The sequence below is a fragment of the Collinsella aerofaciens genome, from assembly GCF_009876115.1.
Classification (GTDB): Bacteria; Actinomycetota; Coriobacteriia; order Coriobacteriales; family Coriobacteriaceae; genus Collinsella; species Collinsella aerofaciens_N.
The window spans coordinates 53,541-78,241 of sequence record NZ_WWSY01000008.1 but is presented as its reverse complement, the minus strand read 5'-3'; the positions used below and the strand labels follow the sequence as shown (position 1 = coordinate 78,241).

27 protein-coding genes and 1 tRNA gene are annotated in these 24,701 nt (G+C 58.8%); 23 read left to right on the top strand and 5 right to left on the bottom strand.

Annotated features, from left to right (window positions below):
* The first annotated feature begins 92 nt into the window (after positions 1-92).
* From GT571_RS05925 to GT571_RS05885, 9 genes are all read left to right on the top strand, one after another.
* Positions 93-899, top strand: a complete 807-nt coding sequence (locus GT571_RS05925; protein WP_161156041.1) for a ComF family protein — start codon at positions 93-95, stop codon at positions 897-899.
* Between the two features lie 448 nt (positions 900-1,347).
* On the top strand, positions 1,348-2,358 hold the full coding sequence (locus tag GT571_RS05920) for a substrate-binding periplasmic protein (RefSeq protein WP_240136060.1): 1,011 nt from the start codon (positions 1,348-1,350) through the stop codon (positions 2,356-2,358).
* 317 nt (positions 2,359-2,675) lie between these two features.
* Positions 2,676-3,260 carry a ribosome hibernation-promoting factor, HPF/YfiA family gene (gene hpf, locus GT571_RS05915; RefSeq protein WP_035137685.1) on the top strand — a complete coding sequence of 195 codons (585 nt, stop codon included), beginning with the start codon at positions 2,676-2,678 and terminating at the stop codon, positions 3,258-3,260.
* A gap of 80 nt (positions 3,261-3,340) precedes the next feature.
* Positions 3,341-4,294 (top strand): DegV family protein, encoded by a 954-nt coding sequence (locus GT571_RS05910; RefSeq protein WP_161156037.1) that lies wholly within the window; start codon positions 3,341-3,343, stop codon positions 4,292-4,294.
* A gap of 98 nt (positions 4,295-4,392) precedes the next feature.
* Positions 4,393-5,472, top strand: coding sequence for an NAD(P)-dependent oxidoreductase (locus tag GT571_RS05905; RefSeq protein ID WP_161156034.1), 1,080 nt, complete (start codon positions 4,393-4,395; stop codon positions 5,470-5,472).
* 5 nt (positions 5,473-5,477) lie between these two features.
* Positions 5,478-5,906 carry a hypothetical protein gene (locus GT571_RS05900; RefSeq protein ID WP_055310425.1) on the top strand — a complete coding sequence of 143 codons (429 nt, stop codon included), beginning with the start codon at positions 5,478-5,480 and terminating at the stop codon, positions 5,904-5,906.
* Between the two features lie 15 nt (positions 5,907-5,921).
* The gene (locus GT571_RS05895; RefSeq protein WP_161156032.1) at positions 5,922-6,620 is read left to right on the top strand and encodes a HEAT repeat domain-containing protein; all 699 of its coding nucleotides are present in this window, start codon (positions 5,922-5,924) and stop codon (positions 6,618-6,620) included.
* A gap of 6 nt (positions 6,621-6,626) precedes the next feature.
* Positions 6,627-7,712: an isocitrate/isopropylmalate dehydrogenase family protein gene (locus tag GT571_RS05890; RefSeq protein WP_161156030.1), complete on the top strand. Its 1,086-nt coding sequence runs from the start codon at positions 6,627-6,629 to the stop codon at positions 7,710-7,712.
* 126 nt (positions 7,713-7,838) lie between these two features.
* Positions 7,839-8,966 carry a hypothetical protein gene (locus GT571_RS05885; protein WP_161156028.1) on the top strand — a complete coding sequence of 376 codons (1,128 nt, stop codon included), beginning with the start codon at positions 7,839-7,841 and terminating at the stop codon, positions 8,964-8,966.
* Between the two features lie 114 nt (positions 8,967-9,080).
* On the opposite strand, the gene GT571_RS05880 is transcribed toward GT571_RS05885, so the two are convergent.
* Entirely contained in the window at positions 9,081-9,320 is a 240-nt protein-coding gene (locus GT571_RS05880; protein WP_161156026.1) for a helix-turn-helix domain-containing protein, read from the bottom strand.
* A 9-nt stretch (positions 9,321-9,329) separates the two neighbouring features.
* Positions 9,330-9,968, bottom strand: coding sequence for a DUF2975 domain-containing protein (locus tag GT571_RS05875; RefSeq protein WP_161156024.1), 639 nt, complete (start codon positions 9,966-9,968; stop codon positions 9,330-9,332).
* Positions 9,969-10,671: 703 nt separating this feature from the next.
* Here GT571_RS05875 and GT571_RS05870 point away from each other — a divergent pair.
* From GT571_RS05870 to nagA, 8 genes are all read left to right on the top strand, one after another.
* A complete protein-coding gene (locus GT571_RS05870) occupies positions 10,672-11,115 on the top strand; it encodes a PTS sugar transporter subunit IIA (RefSeq protein WP_035137680.1) in 444 nt (147 codons plus the stop codon).
* Positions 11,115-11,396, top strand: coding sequence for a preprotein translocase subunit YajC (gene yajC / locus GT571_RS05865; protein WP_022094612.1), 282 nt, complete (start codon positions 11,115-11,117; stop codon positions 11,394-11,396). Before GT571_RS05870 ends, yajC begins: the two co-directional genes overlap by 1 nt.
* A 36-nt stretch (positions 11,397-11,432) precedes the next feature.
* Positions 11,433-11,915: a PTS N-acetylgalactosamine transporter subunit IIB gene (agaV, locus tag GT571_RS05860; protein WP_117716286.1), complete on the top strand. Its 483-nt coding sequence runs from the start codon at positions 11,433-11,435 to the stop codon at positions 11,913-11,915.
* A gap of 90 nt (positions 11,916-12,005) precedes the next feature.
* Entirely contained in the window at positions 12,006-12,806 is an 801-nt protein-coding gene (locus tag GT571_RS05855; protein WP_022094610.1) for a PTS mannose/fructose/sorbose/N-acetylgalactosamine transporter subunit IIC, read from the top strand.
* Positions 12,796-13,878: a PTS system mannose/fructose/sorbose family transporter subunit IID gene (locus GT571_RS05850; protein WP_138374505.1), complete on the top strand. Its 1,083-nt coding sequence runs from the start codon at positions 12,796-12,798 to the stop codon at positions 13,876-13,878. The genes GT571_RS05855 and GT571_RS05850 overlap by 11 nt, the downstream gene beginning before the upstream one ends.
* A gap of 184 nt (positions 13,879-14,062) precedes the next feature.
* Entirely contained in the window at positions 14,063-14,794 is a 732-nt protein-coding gene (locus GT571_RS05845; RefSeq protein WP_161156022.1) for a GntR family transcriptional regulator, read from the top strand.
* Positions 14,795-14,908: 114 nt separating this feature from the next.
* Positions 14,909-16,075 (top strand): AgaS family sugar isomerase, encoded by a 1,167-nt coding sequence (locus tag GT571_RS05840; RefSeq protein WP_161156020.1) that lies wholly within the window; start codon positions 14,909-14,911, stop codon positions 16,073-16,075.
* Between the two features lie 117 nt (positions 16,076-16,192).
* Positions 16,193-17,362 carry an N-acetylglucosamine-6-phosphate deacetylase gene (nagA, locus tag GT571_RS05835; protein ID WP_022094606.1) on the top strand — a complete coding sequence of 390 codons (1,170 nt, stop codon included), beginning with the start codon at positions 16,193-16,195 and terminating at the stop codon, positions 17,360-17,362.
* 75 nt (positions 17,363-17,437) lie between these two features.
* Here the strand turns inward: nagA and GT571_RS05830 are convergent, their stop codons facing one another.
* Positions 17,438-18,022, bottom strand: coding sequence for a flavodoxin domain-containing protein (locus GT571_RS05830; RefSeq protein WP_022093846.1), 585 nt, complete (start codon positions 18,020-18,022; stop codon positions 17,438-17,440).
* Positions 18,023-18,178: 156 nt separating this feature from the next.
* On the opposite strand from GT571_RS05830, the gene GT571_RS05825 reads away from it, so the two are divergent.
* From GT571_RS05825 to GT571_RS05805, 4 genes are all read left to right on the top strand, one after another.
* A complete protein-coding gene (locus GT571_RS05825) occupies positions 18,179-19,060 on the top strand; it encodes an aldose 1-epimerase family protein (protein ID WP_161156018.1) in 882 nt (293 codons plus the stop codon).
* A 59-nt stretch (positions 19,061-19,119) separates the two neighbouring features.
* A complete protein-coding gene (locus GT571_RS05820) occupies positions 19,120-20,055 on the top strand; it encodes a hexose kinase (RefSeq protein ID WP_161156016.1) in 936 nt (311 codons plus the stop codon).
* A 197-nt stretch (positions 20,056-20,252) separates the two neighbouring features.
* Complete coding sequence (locus GT571_RS05810) at positions 20,253-20,726, top strand: NanQ anomerase/TabA/YiaL family protein (RefSeq protein WP_117772916.1); 474 nt, start codon at positions 20,253-20,255, stop codon at positions 20,724-20,726.
* Positions 20,727-20,973: 247 nt separating this feature from the next.
* Positions 20,974-21,549, top strand: coding sequence for a DUF5067 domain-containing protein (locus tag GT571_RS05805; protein WP_161156014.1), 576 nt, complete (start codon positions 20,974-20,976; stop codon positions 21,547-21,549).
* Positions 21,550-21,755: 206 nt separating this feature from the next.
* On the opposite strand, the gene GT571_RS05800 is transcribed toward GT571_RS05805, so the two are convergent.
* Positions 21,756-21,831: transfer RNA gene (locus GT571_RS05800), tRNA-Thr, on the bottom strand.
* 207 nt (positions 21,832-22,038) lie between these two features.
* Here GT571_RS05800 and GT571_RS05795 point away from each other — a divergent pair.
* Positions 22,039-22,518: a PTS sugar transporter subunit IIB gene (locus tag GT571_RS05795; protein ID WP_161156012.1), complete on the top strand. Its 480-nt coding sequence runs from the start codon at positions 22,039-22,041 to the stop codon at positions 22,516-22,518.
* A gap of 84 nt (positions 22,519-22,602) precedes the next feature.
* Here the strand turns inward: GT571_RS05795 and GT571_RS05790 are convergent, their stop codons facing one another.
* On the bottom strand, positions 22,603-23,655 hold the full coding sequence (locus GT571_RS05790; RefSeq protein ID WP_161156010.1) for an aldose epimerase family protein: 1,053 nt from the start codon (positions 23,653-23,655) through the stop codon (positions 22,603-22,605).
* Positions 23,656-23,861: 206 nt separating this feature from the next.
* Here GT571_RS05790 and GT571_RS05785 point away from each other — a divergent pair, with 206 nt between their 5' ends.
* Complete coding sequence (locus tag GT571_RS05785; RefSeq protein ID WP_225093911.1) at positions 23,862-24,626, top strand: DeoR/GlpR family DNA-binding transcription regulator; 765 nt, start codon at positions 23,862-23,864, stop codon at positions 24,624-24,626.
* Positions 24,627-24,701 lie beyond the last annotated feature (75 nt).

The window sequence follows — 24,701 nt, the reverse complement described above, 5'->3', positions numbered from 1 at the left end:
GCGGATGTAACTCGCCTGACCCCAGCGCCTCTGGGTATCATGGCTCTACACCGACAACCCTCCCTTCGCCTTCGCGTAGGGAGGGTTGTGTCATGAAGAGACATTTGAATGTGTTGAGTCGCTTGCAGGGTGCTGACACCCTACCGTTTGCGGACGAATTGCTACCGCTTGCCGAGCGCGCGACGTACGAGGCGCTCGAGGCGTTGTCGCCCACGCGATGCGCCGGCTGCGAGCGTTCCGGTGCGCTGATTTGCCAGGATTGCCTGGCCTCATTCGCGCTCATCGATCCGTGCCATAGCTGCATCCGATGTGGCGCCCCGTTTGGGGATTTGCTGTGCACCGAGTGTTCGGTCGAGGGCACGTCTTCGGCAATGGCCGAGGCGCTCGATCGCTGCCTGGCGTGTGCCGTCTACGCACATCCGCTGCCGCGCATCATCAAGGCGTACAAGGATGCGGGCGAGCGCCGCCTGGCACCGTATCTGGCGGAGCTACTCTACGACACCGCCCTGCATGCCCAGGTGGCAGCCCCCGATCGCTACGGCGGCGTGCTGTCCGGTGTCGACGCGGTGGTATTTGTGCCCGCGACTGCGGCGGCGTTTCGGCGGCGTGGATTCGATCATATGGAAGCAATCGCGCACTCGTTTTGCGATCTTTCGGGCGTGCCGTTGCTGGACGCCCTGGTCAAATACGGTCATGGTGACCAGCGCGAGCTCGGTCGCGTCGAGCGCCGGGAACGTGCCCGGGGCATGTACGAGACGGTCGAGGATGTGCGCGGCCGCCGCCTGCTGCTCATCGACGATGTCATTACCACGGGCGCGACCATGGCAGCAGCTTCGGCGGAGCTCAAGCGTGCCGGTGCCGCGGCCGTTGATGGCCTCGCTATCGCACGCGTTTGGTAGGGGGTGGTTTTGTGGCAGTGAAGCTAGCGTGTGCGGTCCGTCCCGACCTGCGAAATCTGTACTCGCGATGCGAATAACGTCCCTAACCTTAAACTATAGCTTGAACTTAGCTATAATGCGCTACGTTCCTGCCAGGCTGTGGTTGCGGACGGACGAAATGCCCATCCCAGTCCAAGACAGACGCGGTCAAAGGGATCCACGTAAGCGACCGCGTGCGCGCGGCGCGATCATGGCGCGTCCTAGATGTAAGCCGCACCGTCCGTTCTACTTTCTTTGGGGCAATACCGCCTCGCGGGCGAGCGGGCCAGTCGTGAAGGTGGCTGCGGCCTCCCGAGCAAACGCCCCGGTGCGCAAGTGTGGGGTCAAATACCAGGTCAGCTGGTGGGAACAACCCGATATTCCGTGCGGGGCACGGATCGTATACGACACAGAAGGCAGGGTAGTGGACATGGTGAGGGGCAGCTTGATGCATGCGGCTCGGTTGGGTGCTGGGACCGCGGCGGTCATTGCCGTTTTGGGCCTGAGCGGATGCGCGTTCAATCCACTGTCCACGTTCACGACGCCCACGATCGACCAGATCGAGCGCGAGACCGTTACCCCCACGGTATCGGACAATGCCCTGGTCAAGCCGGGAACCCTGACGGTCGCCCTCGATACTTCCGATGCCCCGCAAGCCATGCAGGATGCCGACGGAAACCTCACGGGCTATGCGGTCGATGCCGCTCGTGCCCTCGCGTGCCGCATGGGTCTCAAGGTTGCTTTTGTCGATGCGTCCTCGGCCGATTCCGCGCTCAGCGATAAAAAGGCCGACATCTTTATTGGCGACATCAAGTCTGCGGGCGGCGACATCAGCTCGCTTGGCACCTGTCTGTACGATGCTGCCGCCGTGTTCGGCAAGACCAGCGACGGAGAGTCCCCGAGTGTCTCAACCGACACACTCAACACTGCTACCTTGGGCGTTCAGACTTCCTCGGCCTCGCAGGAAGCGCTTGCCAAGCAGAGCATCACGGCCAACCAAAAGACCTTCTCCAACATCAACGAGTGCTTCGAGGCACTCGAGTCGGGCGAGGTCGATTACGTGATCTGTGATTCCACGGCCGGTGGTTACCTCGCGCGCCTGATGGGCCAGATCTCCTATGTTGGCACGCTCGAGGCACCCTCCACGCTTGGCGTCGCAGGCCTTAGCTCTAACGATGAGCTGTGCCGTGCCGTGAGTGATGCCCTCGACGGTATCACGGTCGACGGCACGCTCGAGGCGGTCCACTGCGTCTGGTATGGCCAAATGCCCTATGACCTTACCGCCAAGACTGTTTCGGGGGCCAATGTGCAGGCATCCGACTCCGCGTCCAACGAGACCGAGTCCTCCGATGGCGACGCCTCTGATAGCAACGGCGACAGTCCGTCGTCTAGCCAGGAGGGCGCCATCACCGACGATGACATCAACAAGCTCAATAGCTAGTTATTGGTAGGGGTGGCGTCTGCCATACACCGAACAAGGCGCTTCTTCACGGTTTCAACACGCATGGCCGGGTCTCCCAAATAGGGGAGCCCGGCTTTTCTATTTTGGTAAAACTAGCAGGTCAAAGCTAATTTCCAGGAGAAAAATTAACTCCGTCGATGCCTTCCTATAGCGCACTTTGCCACGGAAAAGTGCGAGACTTCGGTATGCGGTATCAAGCAGTCGTTATTCGGGTCTTTGGGAATTCGCGTGATTAAATGCACGGCAATGGGTACATAGCCAGTACAGTAAGTCCCCGAGGCAGATTGGAGCCACGTATGGATATCAAGGTTTCTGGACGCAAGACGACGGTAACCGATGCTCTGCGTGCGCATGTGGATGAGAAGATCGGCGAGGCGCTCAAGGTTTTCGACATCGAGCCTATGACAGTCGACGTCGTGCTTCGTTATGAGAAGAACCCCTCGAACCCCAACCCGGCAATCGTCGAGGTCACGGTTCGTGCCCGCGGCTCTGTGATTCGCGTTGCCGAGCACGGCGCAGATATGTATGCCGCCATCGATCTTTCCGCCGATAAGGTCACTCGTCAGCTGCGCAAGTTCAAGACCAAGGTCGTGGACAACCGCCAGGGCGGTGCCAGCGCCGCGGATGTCGCGCCGGTCGAGCGCGTCGAGGATCTGGCCGACCTGCTGCTGCCCGAGGAGGAGGACGACCTGCTCGTCCGCGAGAAGGTCATCGATGTCACCCCGATGACTGAGGAGCAGGCGCTGGTGCAGACCGATCTGCTCGGTCACGACTTCTACGTGTTCGAGAACGCGACGACCGGTCTCATCAATGTGGTGTATCACCGTAAGAATGGTGGATATGGCATCATCAAGCCCCGCATCGAAACACTTGACGAGTAAAATACGTTAACTTGCATGAGTTAACGGTTGGCGGCCATCCCATGCGGATGGCCGCTTTTTTTACGTAAGGAGTCGCTTTGATGGACAAGGCTGCATCCACCGGCCATTCGGACCGTTGTCGCATCGTCGTCGATACCTGCTGCGACTTTAGTCCCGAGGTCGCCGCGAACCTTGATGTCGATATCCTGGGTTTCCCCTTCATTATCGATGGCGAGGAGCGCACGGATGACATCTGGTCGAGTATGAGCCCTAAGGAGTTCTACGACCGCATGCGCGCCGGTGCCCGCGTGTCCACCTCGGCTGTGTCGCTCGGTCGCTATATCGAGTTCTTTACCGAGTGCGCCAAAGAGGGCACGCCCACGGTCTACCTGTGCTTTACCTCGGCGCTGTCGTCGAGCTACAACTCCGCGTGCCAGGCGGCAGATGCCGTGCGCGCCGAGTATCCCAACTTTGAGCTCTATGTGGTCGATAACGCCCTGCCCTGCGCGACCGGCGAGCTCCTGGCGCTTGAGGCCGTGCGCCAGCGTTCGGCGGGGCTGACCGCCAAGCAGCTGGTCGATTGGGCAAACGAGGCCAAGACCTACGTGCACGGTTACTTTACGCTCGAGAGCTTCGATGCGCTGGCTGCCGGCGGCCGCATTCCGCCCGCGGCGGCGCAGCTCACGGCAAAGCTCGACGTCAAGCCCGAGCTCTCCTACGACCTGGCCGGCTCGCTGTCGCTGATCGGCGTCAACCGCGGCCGCAAGAAGGCGCTCAAGTCCATCCTCAAGTCGTTCCGCGAGAACTACGTGCCCGACCGCACCATGCCCATCGCCATCATGACTGCCGATGCCGAGAAGGATGGTGACTGGCTCGAGGCCGCCGTTCGCAAGGAGGAGGGCTGCGCCGACGTCACGATTATCCGTAGTTCCGTCGGCCCTACCATCGGCTCGCACGTGGGGCCCGGCATGGTGGCACTTGCGTTTTGGGGCAAGAACCGCGCCGACAAGGCGTCTCTTTCCGACCGCATCGCCCGTCGCGTGCGCGGCCAGTAGGCAAGCGCTGCGTCCGTAATCGCTCTCGACTCACAGCCCAAACGCTGGCACCGAGTATTCAACCTGGTAACAACACCCAACCCAAAAGGAAAGGTTTCATGGCAAACAAGCTCTCTGTCGCATTTATCGGCACCGGAATTATGGGTGCCCCCATCGCCGGCCACATTCTGGACGCCGGCTATCCCGTCACGGTCAACAACCGCACCAAGTCCAAGGCCGCAGCGCTCGTTGAGCGCGGTGCCGTCTGGGCCGATACGCCGGCAGATGCCGCGGCGAACGCCGACGTCGTCTTTACCATGGTGGGTTATCCCTCCGAGGTCGAGGAGCTCTACCTGGCGGGTGACGGTCTGCTCGCGTGCACTAAGCCCGGTGCGGTCCTGATCGACCTCACCACGAGCTCGCCCGAGCTGGCGCGCGACATTGCCGAGGCCGCCCAGGTTTCCGGTCGCATGGCGTTTGATTGCCCCGTCACCGGCGGCGAGTCGGGTGCTATCGCCGGCACGCTTACGGCTATCGTGGGCGCCACCGAGAACGACATCGCGCCGGTCCGCGACATCCTTGCCACCTTTGCGGCCAACATCTGCTGCTTCGACGGCGCCGGCAAGGGCCAGGCTGCCAAGCTCGCCAACCAGGTGTCGCTGGGCGCCTGCATGGTCGGCATGGCAGACGCCATGGCATTTGCCGAGCTGAGCGGCCTCGATCTGGAGAAGACCCGCCAGATGATCCTGGGCGGTACCGGCAAGTCCGGCGCCATGGAGAGCCTGGCTCCCAAGGCGCTCGACGGCGACTACAAGCCCGGCTTTATGGTCGAGCACTTCATCAAGGACCTGCGCTTGGCGCTCGCCTATGCCGACGACCGCGAGCTTGCGCTGCCCGGCGCCGACGTGGCCTTTACGCTCTACGACATGCTCGACGCCATCGGTGGTGCCAAGCTGGGCACCCAGGCCATCACGGTCCTCTATAAGGAGGAGGCCGACGCCATCGCCGCCGGTCTGGACTGGTCGCAGTATCGTCCCGAGGAGCATGGCGCTCACGAGGACGGCTGCGGTTGCGGCGAGCACGGCGACGACCATGAGTGCGGTTGCGGTCACCATCACGGCGAGGACCACGAGTGCTGCGGCGGTCACGGCCATGACGACGGCCATGAGTGCTGCTGCGGCCACCATCACGGGGAGTAGCGCCCATGAGCTGGACGTTCGTGGTACTAGCGCTGGTGCTCTTTCTCTTTGCGATCTACATTGGCTTTTTGTGCGGCCAGTGGGCCTGCGAAAAGCGCGTGATCACCAAGCGCGACTACTGGATTGCCAACTTTGCAGGAGCGGCGGCAGTCGTCCTGCTGACCTGGGTGTTCTCGCTGTTCCCGCTGGTGCAGTTTGCGCCGATCGGCTGGCTCGGCGGCTTTATCGCCGGTCTTAAGATGAGCTTTGGCGAGTCCGTCGGTCCGTGGCGCAAGCACGACGAGGTCTTTAACGTCAACAAGGCTCATCGCGCCGCCGCCGACGCGGGCGACGCTGAGGAACGCCGCCGTGCGCGTCGCAATGGCGCGGCCGACCGACAGCTCATCTCGGTCACCGATGACAGCAAGGGTGCTGGCAAGCACGCTAAGAAATAGTAAGAAGAGGTAACTATGGCAGAAAACAAAGACGAACAGCTCACCGACGAGGAGCTGGCACAGCTTCAGCTGGCAGAGGAGAACGAGAACGCCGTCGACCGTCTGGTCCAGGAGCTCGGCTGCCCCACGCGCCGCATCCGCCAGTTTGCCGCCCGCGTGCTGCACCTGCTCGCCGAGCGAGATCCGCAGCGCGTCGTGCCCTGCGTCCCCGCGCTGATCGAGGCGCTCGATCGCCCCGAGGCTCAGACCCGCTGGGAGGCCCTCGATGCCCTGACGGCGCTTGCCACCACCTGTCCCGAGCAGCTGGGCGATGCCTTTGAGGGCGCCGAGACCGCACTGTTCGACGAGATTTCCTCCACACTGCGCTATGCCGCCTTCCGCCTGCTGTGCGTGTGGGGCGCCACGAGTGTCGAGCGTTCGCGCGAGGCTTGGCCTATCCTGGACGAGGCCATTCAGTGCTACCACGGCGACCTCGAGTATCGCGACATGCTCGGTTGCCTGTACGAGTTTGGCCAGGGCGAGATCGACGCCGAGGTCGCCGAGAAGCTCGCGCTGCGCCTTAAGTTCGATGCCGAGAACGGCAAGGGCAGCTATCTCAAAGCCCGTTCGAGCGAGATTTGCGAAATGCTTGTTAAACGCTTTGACCTTGATCTCTCCAAAAAGAAGAAGCGTGCTAGCGTTAAAAAATCTGACGACGCCGAAAACGAGGAGTAACAGATTATGGCGCACGATGTAGTCCTGATTCCCGGTGACGGTATCGGTCCCGAGATTACGCAGGCCACGCGCCGCGTGGTCGAGGCCACCGGTGTCCAGATCAATTGGAATGTCCAGGAGGCCGGTGCCGGCGTCATGGACGAGTTTGGCACGCCACTGCCCCAGCACGTGCTCGATGCGGTCGCCGAGACCAAGGTTGCCATCAAGGGTCCCATCACCACGCCGGTCGGCACGGGTTTCCGCAGCGTTAACGTTGCCCTTCGCAAGCACTTCGACCTGTATGCCTGTGTGCGCCCCTGCCTGTCGCAGCCGGGCGACGGCTCGCGCTTCCGCGATGTCGACCTGGTCATCGTGCGCGAGAACACCGAGGACCTCTACGCCGGCATCGAGTTCGATGAGGGCGCTGCCGAGGTCGAGGAGCTCTCGCAGCTTGTCGAGCGGTCGGGTCAGAAGGCCTTCCCCGCCGATTCCGCCATCTCGATCAAGCCCATCTCCATCGCCAAGAGCCGCCGCATTGTGGAGTATGCCTTTGAGTATGCCCGCCGCTGCGGCCGCAAAAAGGTGACGGCCGTGCATAAGGCCAACATCATGAAGGCGACCGACGGCCTGTTCCTGCGCGTTGCGCGCGAGGTGGCCGCCAACTATCCCGATATCGAGTTCAACGACAAGATTGTCGACGCCACTTGCATGGGCCTGGTCCAGAACCCCAACGACTTCGATGTCCTGGTGCTGCCCAACCTGTACGGCGACATCGTGAGCGACCTGTGCGCCGGCCTGGTGGGTGGCTTAGGGATGGCCCCCGGCTCCAACATCGGTGCCGACTGCGCCATCTTCGAGGCAACGCACGGCTCCGCGCCCGATATCGCTGGCCAGGATATCGCCAACCCCACGGCCGAGATCCTTTCTGCTGCGATGATGCTCGATCACCTGGGCGAGAACGACGCTGCCAATCGCATTCGCGCCGCCGTATCTGCCACGCTCGACGAGGGCGAGCAGGTTACCGGTGACGTGCGTCGTGCCCAGACCGGCTCCGTCGAGGGGGCCGTGGGCACGCAGGCCTTTGCCGATGCCGTTATCGCGCACCTGGCCTAAGGCATGCGTGCTGCAAACGCCTAAATAGTACTTAAGTGTTTGCGTATAACCTAAGAATCAATACGCCCGGCGCTCTGTCGGGCGTATTCTATTGAGGACTATGTTTCCTAACAAGGAGTAACCGATATGGGTCTGATTCAAAAGAAGGACGAGAAGGACGAGATCGACGGCATCCAGATCATCGAGCGCGGCGAAGGCCCCGACGGTGACGAGGACGAGAAGATCGACCTGGTCGCCGGTACGTCTGCCGAGCACATTGCTGCCGGTACGACGGCCGAGGAGGAGGACGCCCGTCTGGAGGCTCAGATTGCCGCGGATGCCGCTGACGAGAATCTGATGCCCGAGGCCCAGGATGAGGACGACGATATCCTGAGTTCCGATGAAGACGATCGCGTATCCAAGCACAAGAAGACGATGATCGCCGCCTTTGTGGTTGCAGTCGTGATCGCTGCGGTGGTCGGCTTCTTTATTGGCAATGGCGGCTTTGGCGGCAAGGGTGTCGGCTCGGCGACCCTGACCGAGGACCAGCTCGATTCGACCGTGGCAAGCTATAGCTACAACGGCAAGAAGAGCGATATCACCGCGCGCGAGGCCATCGAGAGCCAGTACAGCCTCGACACCGTCAAGGATAGTGATGGCAACTACACCGCTCCTTCTGCCGACGTTATCCTGTCCTACGTGCGCAACCAGATTCTGCTGGACGCTGCCGAGGACGAGGGCATTACCGTCTCTTCCAAGGAAATGAAGCAGTACGCCGAGGATTCCATCGGCACCTCCGACTACAAGACCATGGCCACGCAGTATGGCGTGTCCAAGGATCAGGCCAAGCAGATCGTCCGCCAGTCCGCGACGCTGCAGAAGCTCTACAAGAAGAAGGTGGGCGATAGCTCCGCAAGCATGCCGACCGCTCCGACCGAGCCTTCTGACGGCAATGAGGACACCGCGAGCAAGGATTACGCCGACTACATCATCAACCTTGCCGGCGACGAGTGGGATAGCGAGAAGGGCACTTGGAAGGACGCCGACAGCACCTACGCTAAGGCCTTTGCCGACGATGCCTTTACGGCCGATAGCGCTACCTATAAGCAGGCCATGACCGCCTACTACACTGCTTATCAGCAGTATTCCTCGCAGGCTTCGAGCGCCAGCTCCAAGTGGACCGAGTACGCTAACGGCCTCTACGCCAAGGCCAACATCAGCATCTACGGCCTCTACGCCAAGGCCAACATCAGCATCTACGGCCTGTTTGCGTAAAGAGTCGCACGGCTCATCGAGCATCTAGCCGATAGACAGCAGAAAGTCCGCCAGTACGGAAGTCGTTCTGGCGGACTTTTTGCGTTGAGGGCGTGATTGGCGGCTTAATTATGGCTATTCATCTTTAAGTCCAAAAAGGCTATCGGCTTCATCGTCAGGCATATATTCCAGCACATCGCCCGGTTGGCAGTCGAGTGCCCGGCATATCGCGTCAAGAGTTGAAAAGCGCACGGCAGAAACCTTGCCCGTCTTGATGCGCGACATATTGACCTGGGAGATGCCCACGCGTTCCGCAAGCTCTTTGGATGAGATCTTGCGTTCGGCAAGCATGCGGTCGAGCCGCAGAATAATCATGGATTCCCCCTAGAGCAACTCGTCATCTTGTTTTTGCAGGATATACCCGTAGCGGAAGATGCTGGCAATCAGGCAAATAATCAGGCCTGCAAAGAGCATGGAGGGCTCGAATAACTGGCCGACGAACGCATCGGTAAAGCTGCCGCCAAATCCCGAGAGTATCATTCCCGTGATTACGGCGCCAAGAAGCCTCACGGCAACGCCGCCGATAAGGAATAAATGTCCTACTCGACGAAGTGTCTGGTTACATTCAAGGTCAAAGGGCCTGCCTTCCTTTTCAATGTTGAAGAAAAGCCTGCGCACGCTTATCGCGATGGTAAGCGCGAGGCATGTCATCAAGAGGCTCCCTATGGCAGTGTGACCATCGTGTGCGACGAGCATAAGTGGGGCCTGCGCATCGGTACCGACGATAGCAAGGCACGGCCCTTCGCCGGCTTGAAGTTCTACGGATTGGAGACACGAGCCTTGGGAGAGGCCAGGCAATATGAGTAGAAGGTCAATCGCAATGACTGCGAGGAGCCCCAGAGCGAGCGCGGTGGTAATGCAGATCGTGGCCCATTTGCAGATGCGAGCGAGCTTCCTCAGTTTGGCTACCGTCTGTTCGCGGCTGATGGTTTCATTCGATAAAGACGCGTTTCGATGGACCATAACCCCTCCAATCGGCGTTTTGGATGATACTTGTATCTTATATCATAATTAATGACAAACGATAAATAATTACGGATGCTGACTAAGTAATGATTGAAAACGATTAGCATGAACTATTAGCTCGTTTTGGGTGTCGGAGTTCGGCGCGCGGGGGATGAGGACAAATGTCAAAACTTCCCGTGATCGCGCAAGCGCTCCATTGTGTTTCCCTAATTCATCTGGGAAAACGACTGCAAACGATTGCAAGTAACCGGTGAACGGTCGAAAACTACCGTTCACCGATAATCTCAAAACTGGTTCTAACTGGTATTAAGTCAAAAAGACCAATTCACATATCTTCACAATGACCTGCAATTTTTCTTCACGCTATTTTTAGCCGCCCTGCGTTGTTTAGACACAAAAAAGTTCCGATCTTTTGCCAAAGCATTTCGAAACGGTTTCAAAACCGCAGGTAGAAGTGTTAACGAGCGGTAAACGGTCGATTTATCACCGTGAACGGTGCAAAAACGTTTTACCGTATGAATCAACGGAAGCGGCCTCTTCTGGGGTGATATAGTGACAACAACACGTCACGTGGTTACTACCAGTTTAGAAACCACTGGTCTTCAAAGAACGCTTTCTAAGAAGCTTTAAGGGCGAGCGCCCGCTGGCTTCCGAAAATCATCGGACTCAGATTGTACACACCTTCGGAAGGGAAATTTGAATGGTTGGCTTTATTCTTACCGGTCATGGACAGTTCGCACCCGGCCTAGCTAGCGCTATCGCTATGGTTGCCGGCGACCAGCCCGCTTTTACCGTCGTTCCTTTTGAGGGCGACCAGGCTGCTTCCTACGGTGAGGATCTCCGCGCCGCTATTACCGCCATGCGCGAGGAGTGCGATGGCGTGCTCGTCTTTACCGACCTGCTTGGCGGCACCCCGTTCAACCAGTCGATGATGATTGCCCAGGATGTCGACAACGTCGAGGTTCTGACTGGCACCAACCTTCCCATGGTTATTGAGCTTCTGTTCCTCCGCGGCAATGCCACGCTCGCCGAGCTTGGCGAGCAGGCCGTGACCGTTGGCCAGACGGGCGTCACCGCCCAGACGGTCGCATCCGTTGCCGGCTCCGAGGAAGAGGATATCTTCGGCGACGAGGACGGCATCTAATGGCCGATTTCGGAGCCAACGTCCTGAGCTCCTCGGTCGCCCTTTTAGGCCTGCTTGTCATCATGGGCTTGATTTACACCATCTGGTCGCAAATCAACATGAAGAAGAAGCAGAAGTACTTCAAGGAGCTGCACACCGAGCTCAAGCCGGGTCAAGAGGTTCTTTTCGCCGGCGGTATCTACGGAACCGTCAAAGGCATCGAAGGCGAGAAGGTCCAGATCAAAGTCCGATCCGGAGCCGTCGTAGATGTTTCGCGTTACGCGATTCAGGAGATCAAGTAACTGTCGTCAGCAAATAACGAAAGGAAGCTGATCAACATGGCAGAACCCAACATTCTTCTTACCCGCATCGATAACCGACTGGTTCATGGTCAGGTTGCTACCCAGTGGAACTCCACTCTGGGCTCCAACCTCATCCTCGTCGCCAACGACGACGTGGCGACCAACACCATGCGCCAGAACCTCATGAAGATGGCCGCTCCCGCCGGCGTCGCTACGCGTTTCTTCTCTCTGCAGAAGACCATCGACGTCATTGGCAAGGCGAGCCCGCGCCAGAAGATCTTCATCGTGGCCGAAACACCGGAAGACGTGCTTACGCTCGTCAAGGGCGGTGTGCCTATAAAGAAGGTAAACATCGGCAACATGCACATGTCGGAAGGAAAGCGCCAAGTCGCCACCTCCGTCGCAGTTAACGACGAGGATGTCGCTGCGTTTAAAGAGCTGCAGGAATTGGGGGTGGAGTTGGAGATCAGGCGCGTTCCGAGCACGCCTGTTGAGGACACGAGCAAGCTCTTCTCGTAATCCTCGTGATCCACGTTGTCAGGAGTGAAACCCTGACGTTCTGTACGTGATATCCAAAGTGCGTACATTCATTTTGAAAGGAGGAGCAAGATGGAATACTCGATCATCCAGATCGCTCTGGTCTTCGTCGTCACGTTCATCGCGGCAATCGACCAGTTTGACTTCCTCGAGTCTCTCTATCAGCCCATCGTCACCGGCGCCGTCATCGGTCTTATCCTTGGCGACCTCAACACCGGTCTTCTCGTGGGTGGTACTTATCAGCTCATGACGATCGGCAACATGCCGATCGGAGGCGCTCAGCCGCCTAACGCCGTCATTGGCGGCATCATGGCAGCCATTCTCGCTATCGCTACGGGTCTCGAGCCCAACGCGGCAGTCGGCCTTGCCATTCCGTTCGCTCTGCTTGGTCAGCTCGGCGTTACCCTGGTCTTCACGCTTATGTCCCCGCTTATGTCCACGGCCGATAACATGGCTCATAACGCGGACACCAAGGGCATCGAGCGCCTGAACTACTTCGCCATGGCTCTGCTCGGCCTGATCTTCGCTGTCGTCGTCACCCTGTTCTTCATCGCTGGCGCTACCATTGGTCAGACCATCGCTTCCGCCATCCCGACTTGGCTGCAGACCGGTCTGTCCGCTGCAGGCGGCATGATGCGCTTCGTCGGCTTCGCCGTCCTGCTCAAGGTTATGATGAACCGCGATATGTGGGGCTTCTTCCTCATGGGCTTTGGCCTCGCGCTCATCACCGTTGCCAACGATTCTCTGGCAACCCCTGCTCTGCTCATCCTCGCTCTCATCGGCTTCGGCATCGCTTTCTGGGACTTCCAGCAGCAGACCGAGCTGAAGGGTGCAGCTGTTTCTGACGGAGGTGACTTCGAAGATGGCATCTAATGAGTATGTGATCCCGGAGCACTACGAGGATCTTACTCCTGCTCCGCAGCTCGATCAGAAGACCCTCAACAAGATGGCTTGGCGCTCCTGCTTCCTGCAGGCCTCGTTCAACTACGAGCGTATGCAGGCCGCTGGCTGGCTCTACTCCATCATCCCCGGTCTGGAGAAGATCCACACCAACAAGAACGACCTCGCGGCTTCCATGAGCCACAACCTGGAGTTCTTCAACACCCACCCGTTCCTCGTCACCTTTGTTATGGGCATCGTGCTTTCGCTCGAGCAGAACAAGGTTGACATCCCCACGATCCGCGCCGTCCGCGTCGCCGCAATGGGCCCGCTCGGTGGTATCGGTGACGCCCTGTTCTGGCTGACGCTCGTGCCTATCACGGCCGGCATCACCTCCAACATGGCCATCAACGGTAACGCTGCTGCGCCGATCATCTTCCTGGTGATCTTCAACGCTGTCCAGTTCGCTCTGCGCTTCTGGCTCATGAACTGGTCCTACAAGCTTGGCACCAGCGCTATTGACGCTCTGACCGCCAACATGCAGGCCTTCACGCGTGCCGCTTCCATCATGGGCGTCTTCGTCGTCGGTTGCCTGGTCGTCACCATGGGTGGCACCCAGATTAACCTCCAGATCCCCAACGGCACCACCCGTGGTCTCTCCGCTACTACCGTGATCGTCTCCGAGAAGGAGGCCGAGAACTTCACCGGTATGGAGGGCATCGATACCGAGACCGCTGAGGCCGGTACCATCGCCATGACCGATAAGGACGGCAACGCCCTTACCGCTTCCGATGCCGACGGCAACGCTGTCGAGTGCGGCGTCACCGATCTGGGCAACGGCATGGAGTCCGTGACCTACGGCACCGTTACCGAGGATCCGGTCAACTTCTCTGTTGCCGACACCCTCAACACCATCGTCCCGAAGCTCGTCCCGCTTATGCTTACGCTGCTGCTTTACTACATGTTCGCTAAGCACAGCTGGACCCCGACCAAGGGCATTCTCCTGCTCTTCGTCCTTGGCATCCTGGGCGCTGGCCCGCTTGGTCTCTGGCCGAGCATCTGGTAAGGCTCTAGCTTGAGGGGTGTGTCCCTACGCGGCTCACACCCCGACCCCTTAAGCCATGTGTATGTTAAAAGCCGCGTGCTCGAAAGAGCGCGCGGCTTTTGTTTCTTAATGATTCGGGTGTGGCAGACAGATAATGCATAACACCCTAGGTAGTTAGCCGAATTCGAGCAAAAGGGAGGATAGGATGGCGATCGGAGCGCGTAAGCAACCGCTGTACGATCAGCTGGTCGATATTCTGACCGAAAAGATTGACCATGAATATCGCGCCGGTGACATGATTCCTTCCGAGCGCGAACTTTCGGAGCGCTATGGTCTCTCGCGCACTACGGTACGCCTGGCTCTGCAGGAACTGGAGCGTTTAGGACTGGTGGTTCGGCAGCACGGTCGCGGTACCTTTGTGACCGACCGTTCGGCAAAGGCAACCAATCTTATGCAGTCCTACAGCTTTACCGAGCAGATGCGCGCGATGGGTCGAGAACCCGAGACCACGATTCTCGATTTTTGCGAGATGGAGGCCGATAAGAATCTGGCTGAGCATATGGGATTGCGTATCGGTGATCGCATTTTTAAGCTCAAGCGTCTTCGTTCTGCCGACAACATGCCCATGATGGTCGAACGCAGCTATCTACCGGTTCGTCAATTTCTATCCCTAAAGCGACCACTGCTAGAGCGTAAGCCGCTTTACGATGTGATTGAGCAGGACTTTCAGCAAAAGATTCGCGTGGCCGAAGAGGAGTTCTATGCGAGCATAGCCCGTCCCACCGATGCCCACCTTTTGGGAATTGTCGAGGGCTCGCCTGTGCTCGATTTGGTCAGGACTACGTATAACGAGTCAAACGAGGTAGTGGAGTACACACTCTCGGTTGCTCGTGCCGATCAGTTTAAATACAAGGTTTACCACCAGCGCAGCAACTAGTGCTCGCATCGTTTTCATATGGTGATTCTTTGCATTTAACTGGTTACTACCAGATAACCAACCGAAGTGTATAATTGCACGTCAGAGGATTACTTCTAGAGAGAGGTATTAGAAATGTTCGAGAAGAGTGTCGAGGAGCTCACCGAGCTCGGCGCCCAGATCACCACGGCCGAGATTGCTCAGCAGCCCGAGCTTTGGCGCGATACGCTCAACATCTATCGCGAGAACAAGGAGGCCATCGAGGCCTTCCTGGCCGAGGCTCGCGCTATGGGCGAGGGTCGTCTGTCCGTTGTCTTCACCGGTGCCGGTACGTCCGACTACGTTGGCGATACCTGCGCCCCGTACCTGCGTCACGCTGGCAACACTGATCTCTACGACTTTAAGCCCATCGCCACGACCGACATCGTGAGCGCCCCGCGCGACTTCCTGCGCGCCGAGGATCCCACGCTCGTGGTTTCCTTTGCCCGCTCTGGCAACAGCCCCGAGAGCCTTGCCGCCGTTGCCGTTGCCAAGGAGCTCGTCCACAACGTCAAGTTCCTTAACATCACCTGCGCTCCCGAGGGCAAGCTTGCCGTCGAGTCTGCCGATGATCCCAATGCGCTGACGCTGCTCATTCCGCGCGCCAACGACAAGGGCTTCGCCATGACCGGTTCTTATTCCTGCATGACCCTGCTCTCCACCCTTATTTTCGACACTGCCTCTGACGAGCAGAAGGCCGAGTGGGTCGAGACGATTGCCAAGATGGGCGAGGAGGTCATCTCCCGTGAGCCTGAGATCGCCGATTACCTGGCTGGCGATTTCAACCGCGTGACCTACTTGGGTTCTGGCTCCTTCGGTGGCCTTGCTCAGGAGAGCCAGCTCAAGATCCTCGAGCTCGCTCACGGTCTGGTCGCTACTTCCTACGACACCTCCATGGGCTATCGTCACGGACCTAAGTCCTTCGTCGACGATAAGACGCTCGTCTTCGTGTTCGTCAACAACGACGCCTACACCCGTCAGTACGACATCGACATCCTCAACGAGATCGGTGGCGACAAGATCGCTCAGCACACCGTTGCCGTTCAGCAGGAAGGCGCTACCGTCTACGAGGGCGAGTCCTTCACCTTTAAGGGCTACGAGGCACTTCCCGAGGGCTACCTTGCTCTGCCGTTCGTGATGTTTGCCCAGGCTATCAGTCTGCTCAACTCCGTGCGCGTGGGCAACACGCCCGATACGCCGAGCCCCACCGGCACGGTCAACCGCGTGGTTAAGGGCGTGACGATTCACCCCTTCACCGCTTAATCGCGTCCCCCTGTAAGGGCGCCCGTCCGCTCATAACGGCGGGCGGGCGCTTTTTGTTTTACGTGAGCTGGGTATAAGCATTACCACAGTCAACTGCTTTAGAAGCGAGGAGTGCATATGAGCACGTACGCAATTAAGGCTGACAAGTTCTTCTTGCCGGCAGGCCCGCAACTGGGCGGCTATCTTATGGTCGAGGATGGCGTTTTTGGCGCCTGGCAGGCCGACGAGCCCTCTTGCGAGATTAAGGACTACACGGGATCGTGGATCGCACCGGGTATGGTCGATACTCACATCCATGGCTTTTATAACCACTCGACTACCGATAACGACCCCGAGGGTATCGATATCAGCTCGACTGAGCTCGCTCGTCGCGGTACCACCAGCTGGCTGCCCACGACGTTCACCGATGGCGTCGAGCAGATCAAGGATGCCTGCGCCGCCATCGCCCAGGCTGACGAGGGCCGCGGCCCCGACTTCTGCGGTGCTCGCATTCAGGGCATCTACCTGGAGGGCCCCTTCTTTACCATGAAGCACGTGGGCGCGCAGAACCCCGCTTATCTTATCGATCCCTCCGAGGAGGTCTTCGACCAGTGGCAGGAGGCCGCGGGCGGTCGCATCGTTAAGAGCGCCATGGCGGCCGAGCGCGACGGTGCCGCTGCTTATGCGGCTGCTCTGAACGCCAAGGGTGTGGTGACCAGTATCGGTCACTCCGACGCCACCTACGATGAGTGCATCGCCGCCATCAACGCCGGTGCCAGCTGCTTTACGCATACCTATAACGGCCAGCGCGGGCTGCATCACCGTGAGCCCGGTGTCGTGGGCGCTGCCATGTCCACGCCCGAGACCTACGCCGAGATCATCTGTGACGGCAAGCACGTAAACCCTGCCGCCATCAAGGCGCTGCTGCAGGCAAAGGGCTGGCAGCACACGGTGCTCATCACCGACTGCCTGGGTTGCGGCGGCATGCCCGAGGGCAGCTACACCAGTGGTGGCATGGACGTCATCATGAAGGACAACCTGTGCTGGCTCGCCGACGGCAAGAGCATTGCTGGCTCGGTGCTCACGCTTGCCCAGGGCGTCAAGAACATCGTCGACTGGGGCATCGCCAGCGCCGATATCGCCATTCGCATGGCAACTGAGGTGCCGGCGCGCTCCGCGCACATCGAGGATAAGTGTGGCAGCATCATGCCGGGTCGCGACGCCGACTTTGTCGTGTTCGACCATGAGCTCACCCTCGTCGAGACGTATGTTGGCGGTCAGAGCGTCGGCAACGCCTTTACCGAGTAACGATAGAAAAAGACGGCGGGCCCGAGTCTGCTCGGACCCGCCGTATGGGTTAAATGCTCAAAAGCACCTTAACAGTTACAGCTTGTTAGCGATCTTCTTTGCCGTGCGCTTGACGCCGGCCACAAGACCCCCCGCGGGATGCTCCTTTTCGTATGCTAGACGCTTCTCGCGCTTGGCATACTCTTCGACGATGATATCGCCGTACTCATCTTCGATTTTGTCGAAGAAGTCGACGGCGCCCTTAATTTCCTCAGCGGTCGGGTGTCCCTTCTGGACGCCGCCGGTAATCTTGAACGGACCCCATGTGTCAAATCCGGGGCAGCCGTAGACACCCATAAAGATGGCCTGCCTCATGCGGCAGATGCCATCGATATCCTTGCCGTACCACTTGTTTTTGCCACCGTAGGTCATAAGGCCAAACACCTTGTCCTGCGGCTGCAGCACGTTCGTGAGCACGCGCGCCATATCTTTGTCGATCTCGGAGTAATAAATGCCCGTGGCGACGCCGATCAGATGGTATTCGTGCAGGTCGGGGTACTCGTTTTTACCGAGTGACTTCACGTCGAGGGTATCGATTTCGGGGTGTGCCTCAACGATGGCGTCCACGAGCTTTTTCGTATTGCCGTGGTGGCGTGAGGCATAAAGGATGATGGTTCGCATAAGAAGGCCTTTCAGCTGTAATTGCATCAATGTCTGTATGGTACCCCGTTGCATGCCTGGGAAACCGAACGCATCGATGAACGTGCGGGTTTGTCCTTTGGTCAGGGCCGAGACGGGTTCTTGCGAGCAAAAAGCAGTTGTTCGAAAGGATGGACAATGGAATACGCTCTCTCCAACGATTCGATTTCTATCAAGGTCTCCACGGCCGGCGGCTCGTTTACCTCGATTGAGGCTGGAGGTCGCGAGTGCTTGTGGCAGGGCGATCCCGCCGTGTGGTCCGGCCAGGCACCGATTTGCTTCCCGATTTGCGGAGGTTTGCGCGATAACAGCGCCATGACGTTTGCCGGACATCATGTGAAGCTCGCCCGCCACGGCTTTGCGCGCAAGCAGGAGTGGAAGCTGTTGAGCCAAAGCGCAAACGAGCTGGCTATGTGCCTGGCATCCGAGGATAATGCCGCGCTGCTGAGCGATTATCCGTATCCGTTTAAACTTGTCGCCCGCTATACGCTCGAGGACGCCGCCGTGCGTGTCTCCTATGAGGTTACCAACGAGGGCACCGAGGACATGCCTTTCTTTATCGGTGGACACCCCGGCTTTAGGTGTCCGCTCGACGAGGGCGAGTCCTATACGGACTACGAGTTGCGTTTTGAGAAAGACGAGGCTGCGGAGCTCTGCACCGCCGTTCCCTCGACCGGATTGATTGATGTGGACAGGCGCTCCAAGAACCCCATGGTGGGAAAGACGCTGCCTTTGTCGCATGAGCTCTTCGATTTTGCGGAGACCATCTTTGACGTGCTCGAGAGCCGCCAGGTCACGCTTTCCAAAAAGGGCGAGGACAAGGGCGTTCGCCTGAGCTTTGAGGGCTTCCCGTACCTCATTGTGTGGAGCAAGCCCGAGGGTGATTTTGTGGCAGTTGAACCCTGGGGCGGCCTCTCGACCTGTTCCGATGAGGATGACGTGCTTGAGCACAAGCGCGGCTGCCTTATCGCCAAGCCCAAAGAAACCATCGTGCGCTCGTTCACAATCGAGATTCTGTAGTCGCATGTAGCCAATTCGTTTTGCAAGGCATAAGGAGCCTGCGAGATAAGGAGCTAGAAATGATCCTCACCGTTACGATGAACCCGTCCGTCGATACGCGCTATCAGCTCGATGAGCTCATTATCGACGACGTCAACCGCGTGACGCCCGAAAAGACCGCCGGCGGTAAGGGCCTCAACGTGGCCCGCGTCCTGGGCCAGCTGGGCGACGATGTCGTGGCAACCGGCCTGCTTGGTGGTCATATGGGCGCCTATATGGCCGAGCTCATGGATGCCAACGGCATTAAGAATGATTTTGTGCCCATCAAGGGCGAGACCCGCATCTGCCTCAATATCCTTCATGCCGGCAACCAGACCGAGCTGCTCGAGAGCGGCCCGACGATTGCCCCCGAGGAGCTCGATGCCTTTACCGCCAAGTTCGCCGAGCTTGCGAGCAAGGCCGATGTCGCTACCATCTCGGGTTCGCTGCCCCGCGGCGTCGAGGCGGACTACTACGCCAAGATCACGGGCATTGCAGAGAACGCCGGCGCCAAGGTGCTGCTCGATACCTCGGGCGCCTCGCTCGAGGCTGCGCTCAAGTCCGAGGTCAAGCCTGAGCTGGTTAAGCCTAACCTGACCGAAATTAACGGCCTTCTGGGCACGAGCTTTACCACCGACGATGTGGACGAGCTCCGTTCCGCGCTCGCCTCTGACGCCCGCTTCTCCGATATCCCCTGGGTCGTCGTGTCCATGGGCGCCGCCGGCTCCGTGGGCTTCCACAATGGCCGTGCGTTCCGCGCCAAGACCCCCGATATCCCCGCCGTTAACGCTACGGGCTCTGGCGATTCGACCATTGCCGGCTTCGCACATGCGATTGCTGCCGGAGCCGATGACGAGACGGTGCTGCGTACCGCCAACACCTGCGGCAAGCTCAATGCCATGGATCCCATGACTGGCCACTTGGTTATGGATCGTTGGGATGAGGTTTACAACGGCGTTGTCGTGACCGAGCTGTAGGAGCTTGTGCTGCGGCCCCGGCATCGGTTGCTAGCTCATGTCGACGACAAGTGCAGTAGCATTATGCCGGGGCGCGACGCCGACACTGTCGTGTTCAATCCCGACCTTACCCTGGTCGAGACGCATGTGGGTGGCAACAGCGTCGGTAATGCGTTTGCCGAGTAGCCGCCAAAGAAACGATCCGAGAGGGGATTTAGATGATTTACGGTGCATTGGGCGATATCGAGGAGTACCGTGGAATGCTCAAGGGCCTCGACGTGCTGATCGATTGGCTCGAGGAGAACGATCCGGCGAAGCTCGAGGTCGGCAGCCATCCGATTCTGGGCGACAAGGTCTTTGCGAACGTCATGGCTCCTACGACGCGTCCCGAGGCTGAGGCCCACTACGAGACGCATCAGCGCTATCACGACTTGCAGATTGACGTCGAGGGTCGCGAGGCCTTTAAGGTTGCCACGGGCAGCCTGACGCTGGTCCAGGAGTTCGACGAGAAGGACGACTACGATCTGGTCGATTCCGACGCCTCGATCGCCGGCGATCTTGCTGACGACAAGTTTGCGCTGTTTGTTGCCGGCGAGCCTCACATGCCTACGCTCGAGTTCCAGGGCGATGGCGCGCAGCCGGTCAAGAAGATCTGCTTTAAGCTGCTTGCAGATGCTTACTGGGAGGAGTAGCGCGCTGCTCGGCTGAGCTGTTCGTGTTGTGAGCGTTATCCCTTGGAGGAGCGCTCTTGGGCCCCGCTGATTGCGGTTCCTTTGGGGATTGCGGTCGGCGGGGCTTTTGTTGTTTGAGCTGTATTCTTCGGAGTGACCAAATTAGGCTGAACGACGCAGTTATTGAGACACAATCGATGCTAAATGGATTGAAGAATAATTAAAATAGCTGTGGATACGAGAAATGGCTAATTGATGGGAGCTCTTTATGGGACTCAGCACAACCGCTTTAATTCCTAGGCGCGCTTTCTTGGCGTTGGGGCTCGCAGCTGGCTCTGCTTGCCTCACCGCTTGCTCCGGGAAGGGGAGCTATGATGATGGTTACGCTGCAGGCTATGCTGCTGCTCAGGCAGACGCTGCCGGAAAAGAGAAAGATGGCAGCGGCGGGAACGGCGATATCCCAGCATCGGGTATTGAGTACACCATCACGGGGGCGCAGCGCGGAGTAGAGCAGCTTGATCACAGTAAGTCGCTTTTGATTTTGAATGTAACTGCTAAAAATGTGTCGGATGATCTGCAAGATGCACATTTTGCAGGCAATGAAATTCTAGCATTCCAAGATGGAAAGGGGCTTAATTCGGGCGTGCTTGTGGAAGGCCTTGATCTTCCTGAATCGCGCCAAATACAACCAGGTGCCGTGCTTGAGGGTTGGCTTGCTTACGAGCTGATTGACGAAACGACGCCGGTTGAATGTGAAGCTGGCGGCCAAACCACATCCTCTGGTGATGAAAATGCTTTCTACGGCCTGACCAATCCGCAGACAATTGATTTGAGCACTCTTTAATCCCTGCTCATAGTATAAAAGCTGTCGTAATCCTTGCGAGGGGTCGCGCTTGAGCCCCGTTGATTGTGGTTTCCGCTTGGGAGGCCGCGGTTGGCGGGGCTTTATTGTTGAGTAGGGGGGTGCCTTGCGGTGTAGCGATCGGATTGGCGGACGCGCACTCAAAATCGAAAACAAAAAAGCCGCCCGAAGGCGGCTATCTTGTGCAATGGAGCCAGCGACCGGGCTCGAACCGGTGACCCCCGCTTTACGAGAGCGGTGCTCTACCAACTGAGCTACGCTGGCGGCCATGTGGTGACGCAACTGAGGCGTCAACGGCTGTCTATGATACGGGACATCGCTAATCCGCGCAAGTGTTCTGACGGCTTTTCTCACTTTAAATGCACTAATATTAGAAGCGTGATGTCTGTGGCACCCATTTGGCGTTTGACCTGCTGCTGAGTTGGCTGCTGGCGTCCAGATCGTATGGATGTCGAGCGAAACGAGGCGGCGATGGCTCAACCCAAGATCCTTCTCACGCGTATCGATGACCGTTTCATTTACGGGCAAGACGTTGAGCTGTGGAACGAAGCCGTGGGTTCCAACCTTGTCTTAATCGTCAACGATGAAATCGCAGCGGATTCGCGCCAATGGGCACCCATGAGGGTCGCGGCGCCAGAAGGCGTTTGGACACGGTTTTTCTCGGTGCAAAGGACCATCGACATCATTCATACCGCAACGCCGCGCCAACTGATTCTGATCATGGTGGCCTCACCCGCCGATGCGCTCGCGCTGGTTAAGGGTGGTGTGCCGATCACCAAGATCAGCATCGGTCACATGCAGGCAGGGGAGGGCAAGCGTCCAGCAACGCCCGCAGTCGCCATAGATGATGCAGACGTCGCTGTCCTCAAAGAGCTGCAAGCACTCGGCATAGAACTAGAAATCCGCTACCTCCCCAGCTCCAATCCCGACCCCATCCAACTAGTCATTTAAGAACGTCCCCAATGACTAGGTAGCAAAACGCCCGTCGGCGGTGGTGCCGGCGGGCGCTGCTGTGCGATATGTTGCGTTATGGGCTTAGTGCCTCATAAAGTGGTATTCGATCACATTGCTGTAGGGGTGACCGGGGCCCACAATGCCCTGCGGGAACAGCGGCTGGTGCGGCGTGTCGGGGTACATCTCTGCCTCGAGGGCAAAGCCGGCGCCCCAGCCATAGTTGGCATCGTCCTTGGCGTGCTCGTCACCCAGCCAGTTGCCGGTATAGAGCTGCACGCCCGGGGCGGTGGTGTAGTAGTCCATCTCGCGGCCGGTCCACATTTCCTCAACATGCAGGGCACGGCGTAGGTTGCGGCCGTACTGATAGCCATCGATGCACAGACAGTGATCGTAGCCACGGGCCTGCTTAATCTGCGGGTCGTCGGCTTCCATGCCGGGGGCGACGGGGCGCAGCTCGCGGAAGTCAAACGGCGTGCCCTCGACCGGAGCAATCTCGCCGGTGGGGATGTTCTGCTCGTTAATGGGCAGGTAGTGGGCAGCGTTAGCAACAAAGAAGTGTTCGCAGTCCATGCCGGCGTTATGACCGGCAAGGTTAAAGTACGTGTGGTTGCTCATGGACACATAGGTGGCGCGGTCGCTCTCGCAGCCATACTCGATACGGAAACGTCCGGTGCGCGTCACGGTAAACACGGCCGTAAAGGTGCGGTTGCCGGGCAGGCCCAGCTCGCCATCCTCAAGCGAGGTGGTCATGCGCACGGCGTTGTGAGTCTCGTCGAGCTCAGCGTCCCACACGCGCTTGTGCAGACCATGCTCAAGATCGCTGTGCAGGTTGTTGGCGCCCTCGTTGGCGGGCATATGCCAGTCTGTGCCGGCGATGGTGATCGTGGCATCCGCGGTGCGGTTTGCCACGGGGCCGATGGTCGCGCCAAAGCAGGCGGGGTTGTCAAAGTAATCCTCGAGCTTATCGAAGCCCAACACCACATCGCGCACGTTGCCGGGAATGTCGGGCACATCGATACCCAGCACGGTGGCGCCATAGTCCATAATGCGAACGCAGATCTCGGGCCCGTTGAGGGTGTAACGATGAACGGGGGTACCGCACGGCGCGGTGCCGAAAAGCTCGGAAGTGATCATTTGGTTCCTAACATCGAGGTATTTCGGACAAACTGTAGCGCGAACAGGCAAGATTATCACTACACCCCACTAAAGCAGGGGGTATTTTTCTCAAAAAAGTGATGATTTGGGCTGTGTGGGCGCTCATTTTTGGCGCGCGCGATTCTGATACAATTTGTTCGTTACTGTTTGAATGATATGCGCGCAAAGAACGGCGAGGATTCATCGTGATTAAGGCAGAGCGACAGGATAAGGTTCGTCAGCTGCTCGAAGAGCAGGGCACGGTCTCGGTCAAGGAGATTTCGGATGCGCTGGGCGTTTCGGACATGACGATTCGCCGCGACCTCGAAGAACTTGCGAGTCTGGGCGAGATCGAGCGCGTGCACGGCGGAGCCCGCAGTGCACAGGGGCGTCCGCACGCTATGTTGCGCCATGAGTATTCGCACAGCGAAAAGCGCACTAAGCATGCCGAGGAAAAGCTGCAGATTGCGCGCCGTGCTGTGGAGCTCATCGAGGAGGGCTCGACTATCTTTTTGGGTACGGGCACCACGGTTGAACAGATGGCGTCGATGCTGCCGGCGTTTCGCCTGCGTATCGTGACCAATTCGCTTTCGGTGTTTAACCTGCTCGAGGCGCGCGAAGACTGCGACCTGTGCCTCGTGGGCGGTATGTACCGTCGCCGTACCGCCGCTTTTGTGGGACCAACGGCCGAGGATACCCTGCGTGCGCTGGGCATCGATGCAGCGTTTATCGGCGCCAACGGCATTCTGGATGGCGACGTGTCTACGTCCAACATGGACGAGGGCCGTATCCAGCAGCTCGCCTTTAGCAAGGCCGACTCGCGCTATCTGATCGCCGACTCCAGCAAAATCGGCAAGCGCGACTTCTACACCTTCTGCCGCCTGGACAATTTGGACGCCGTGGTGTGCGAGCCGGGTATTACCGATGCAGACCGCGCCGCCATCGAGGAGCACACGCAGGTCATTTGCTAGCTTAGGTGTTACAGATTGAGTTTTTCTGACCGGACGTCCTGTTTGTCTCGATCTGTAACAGCTGGGACCGAAAAC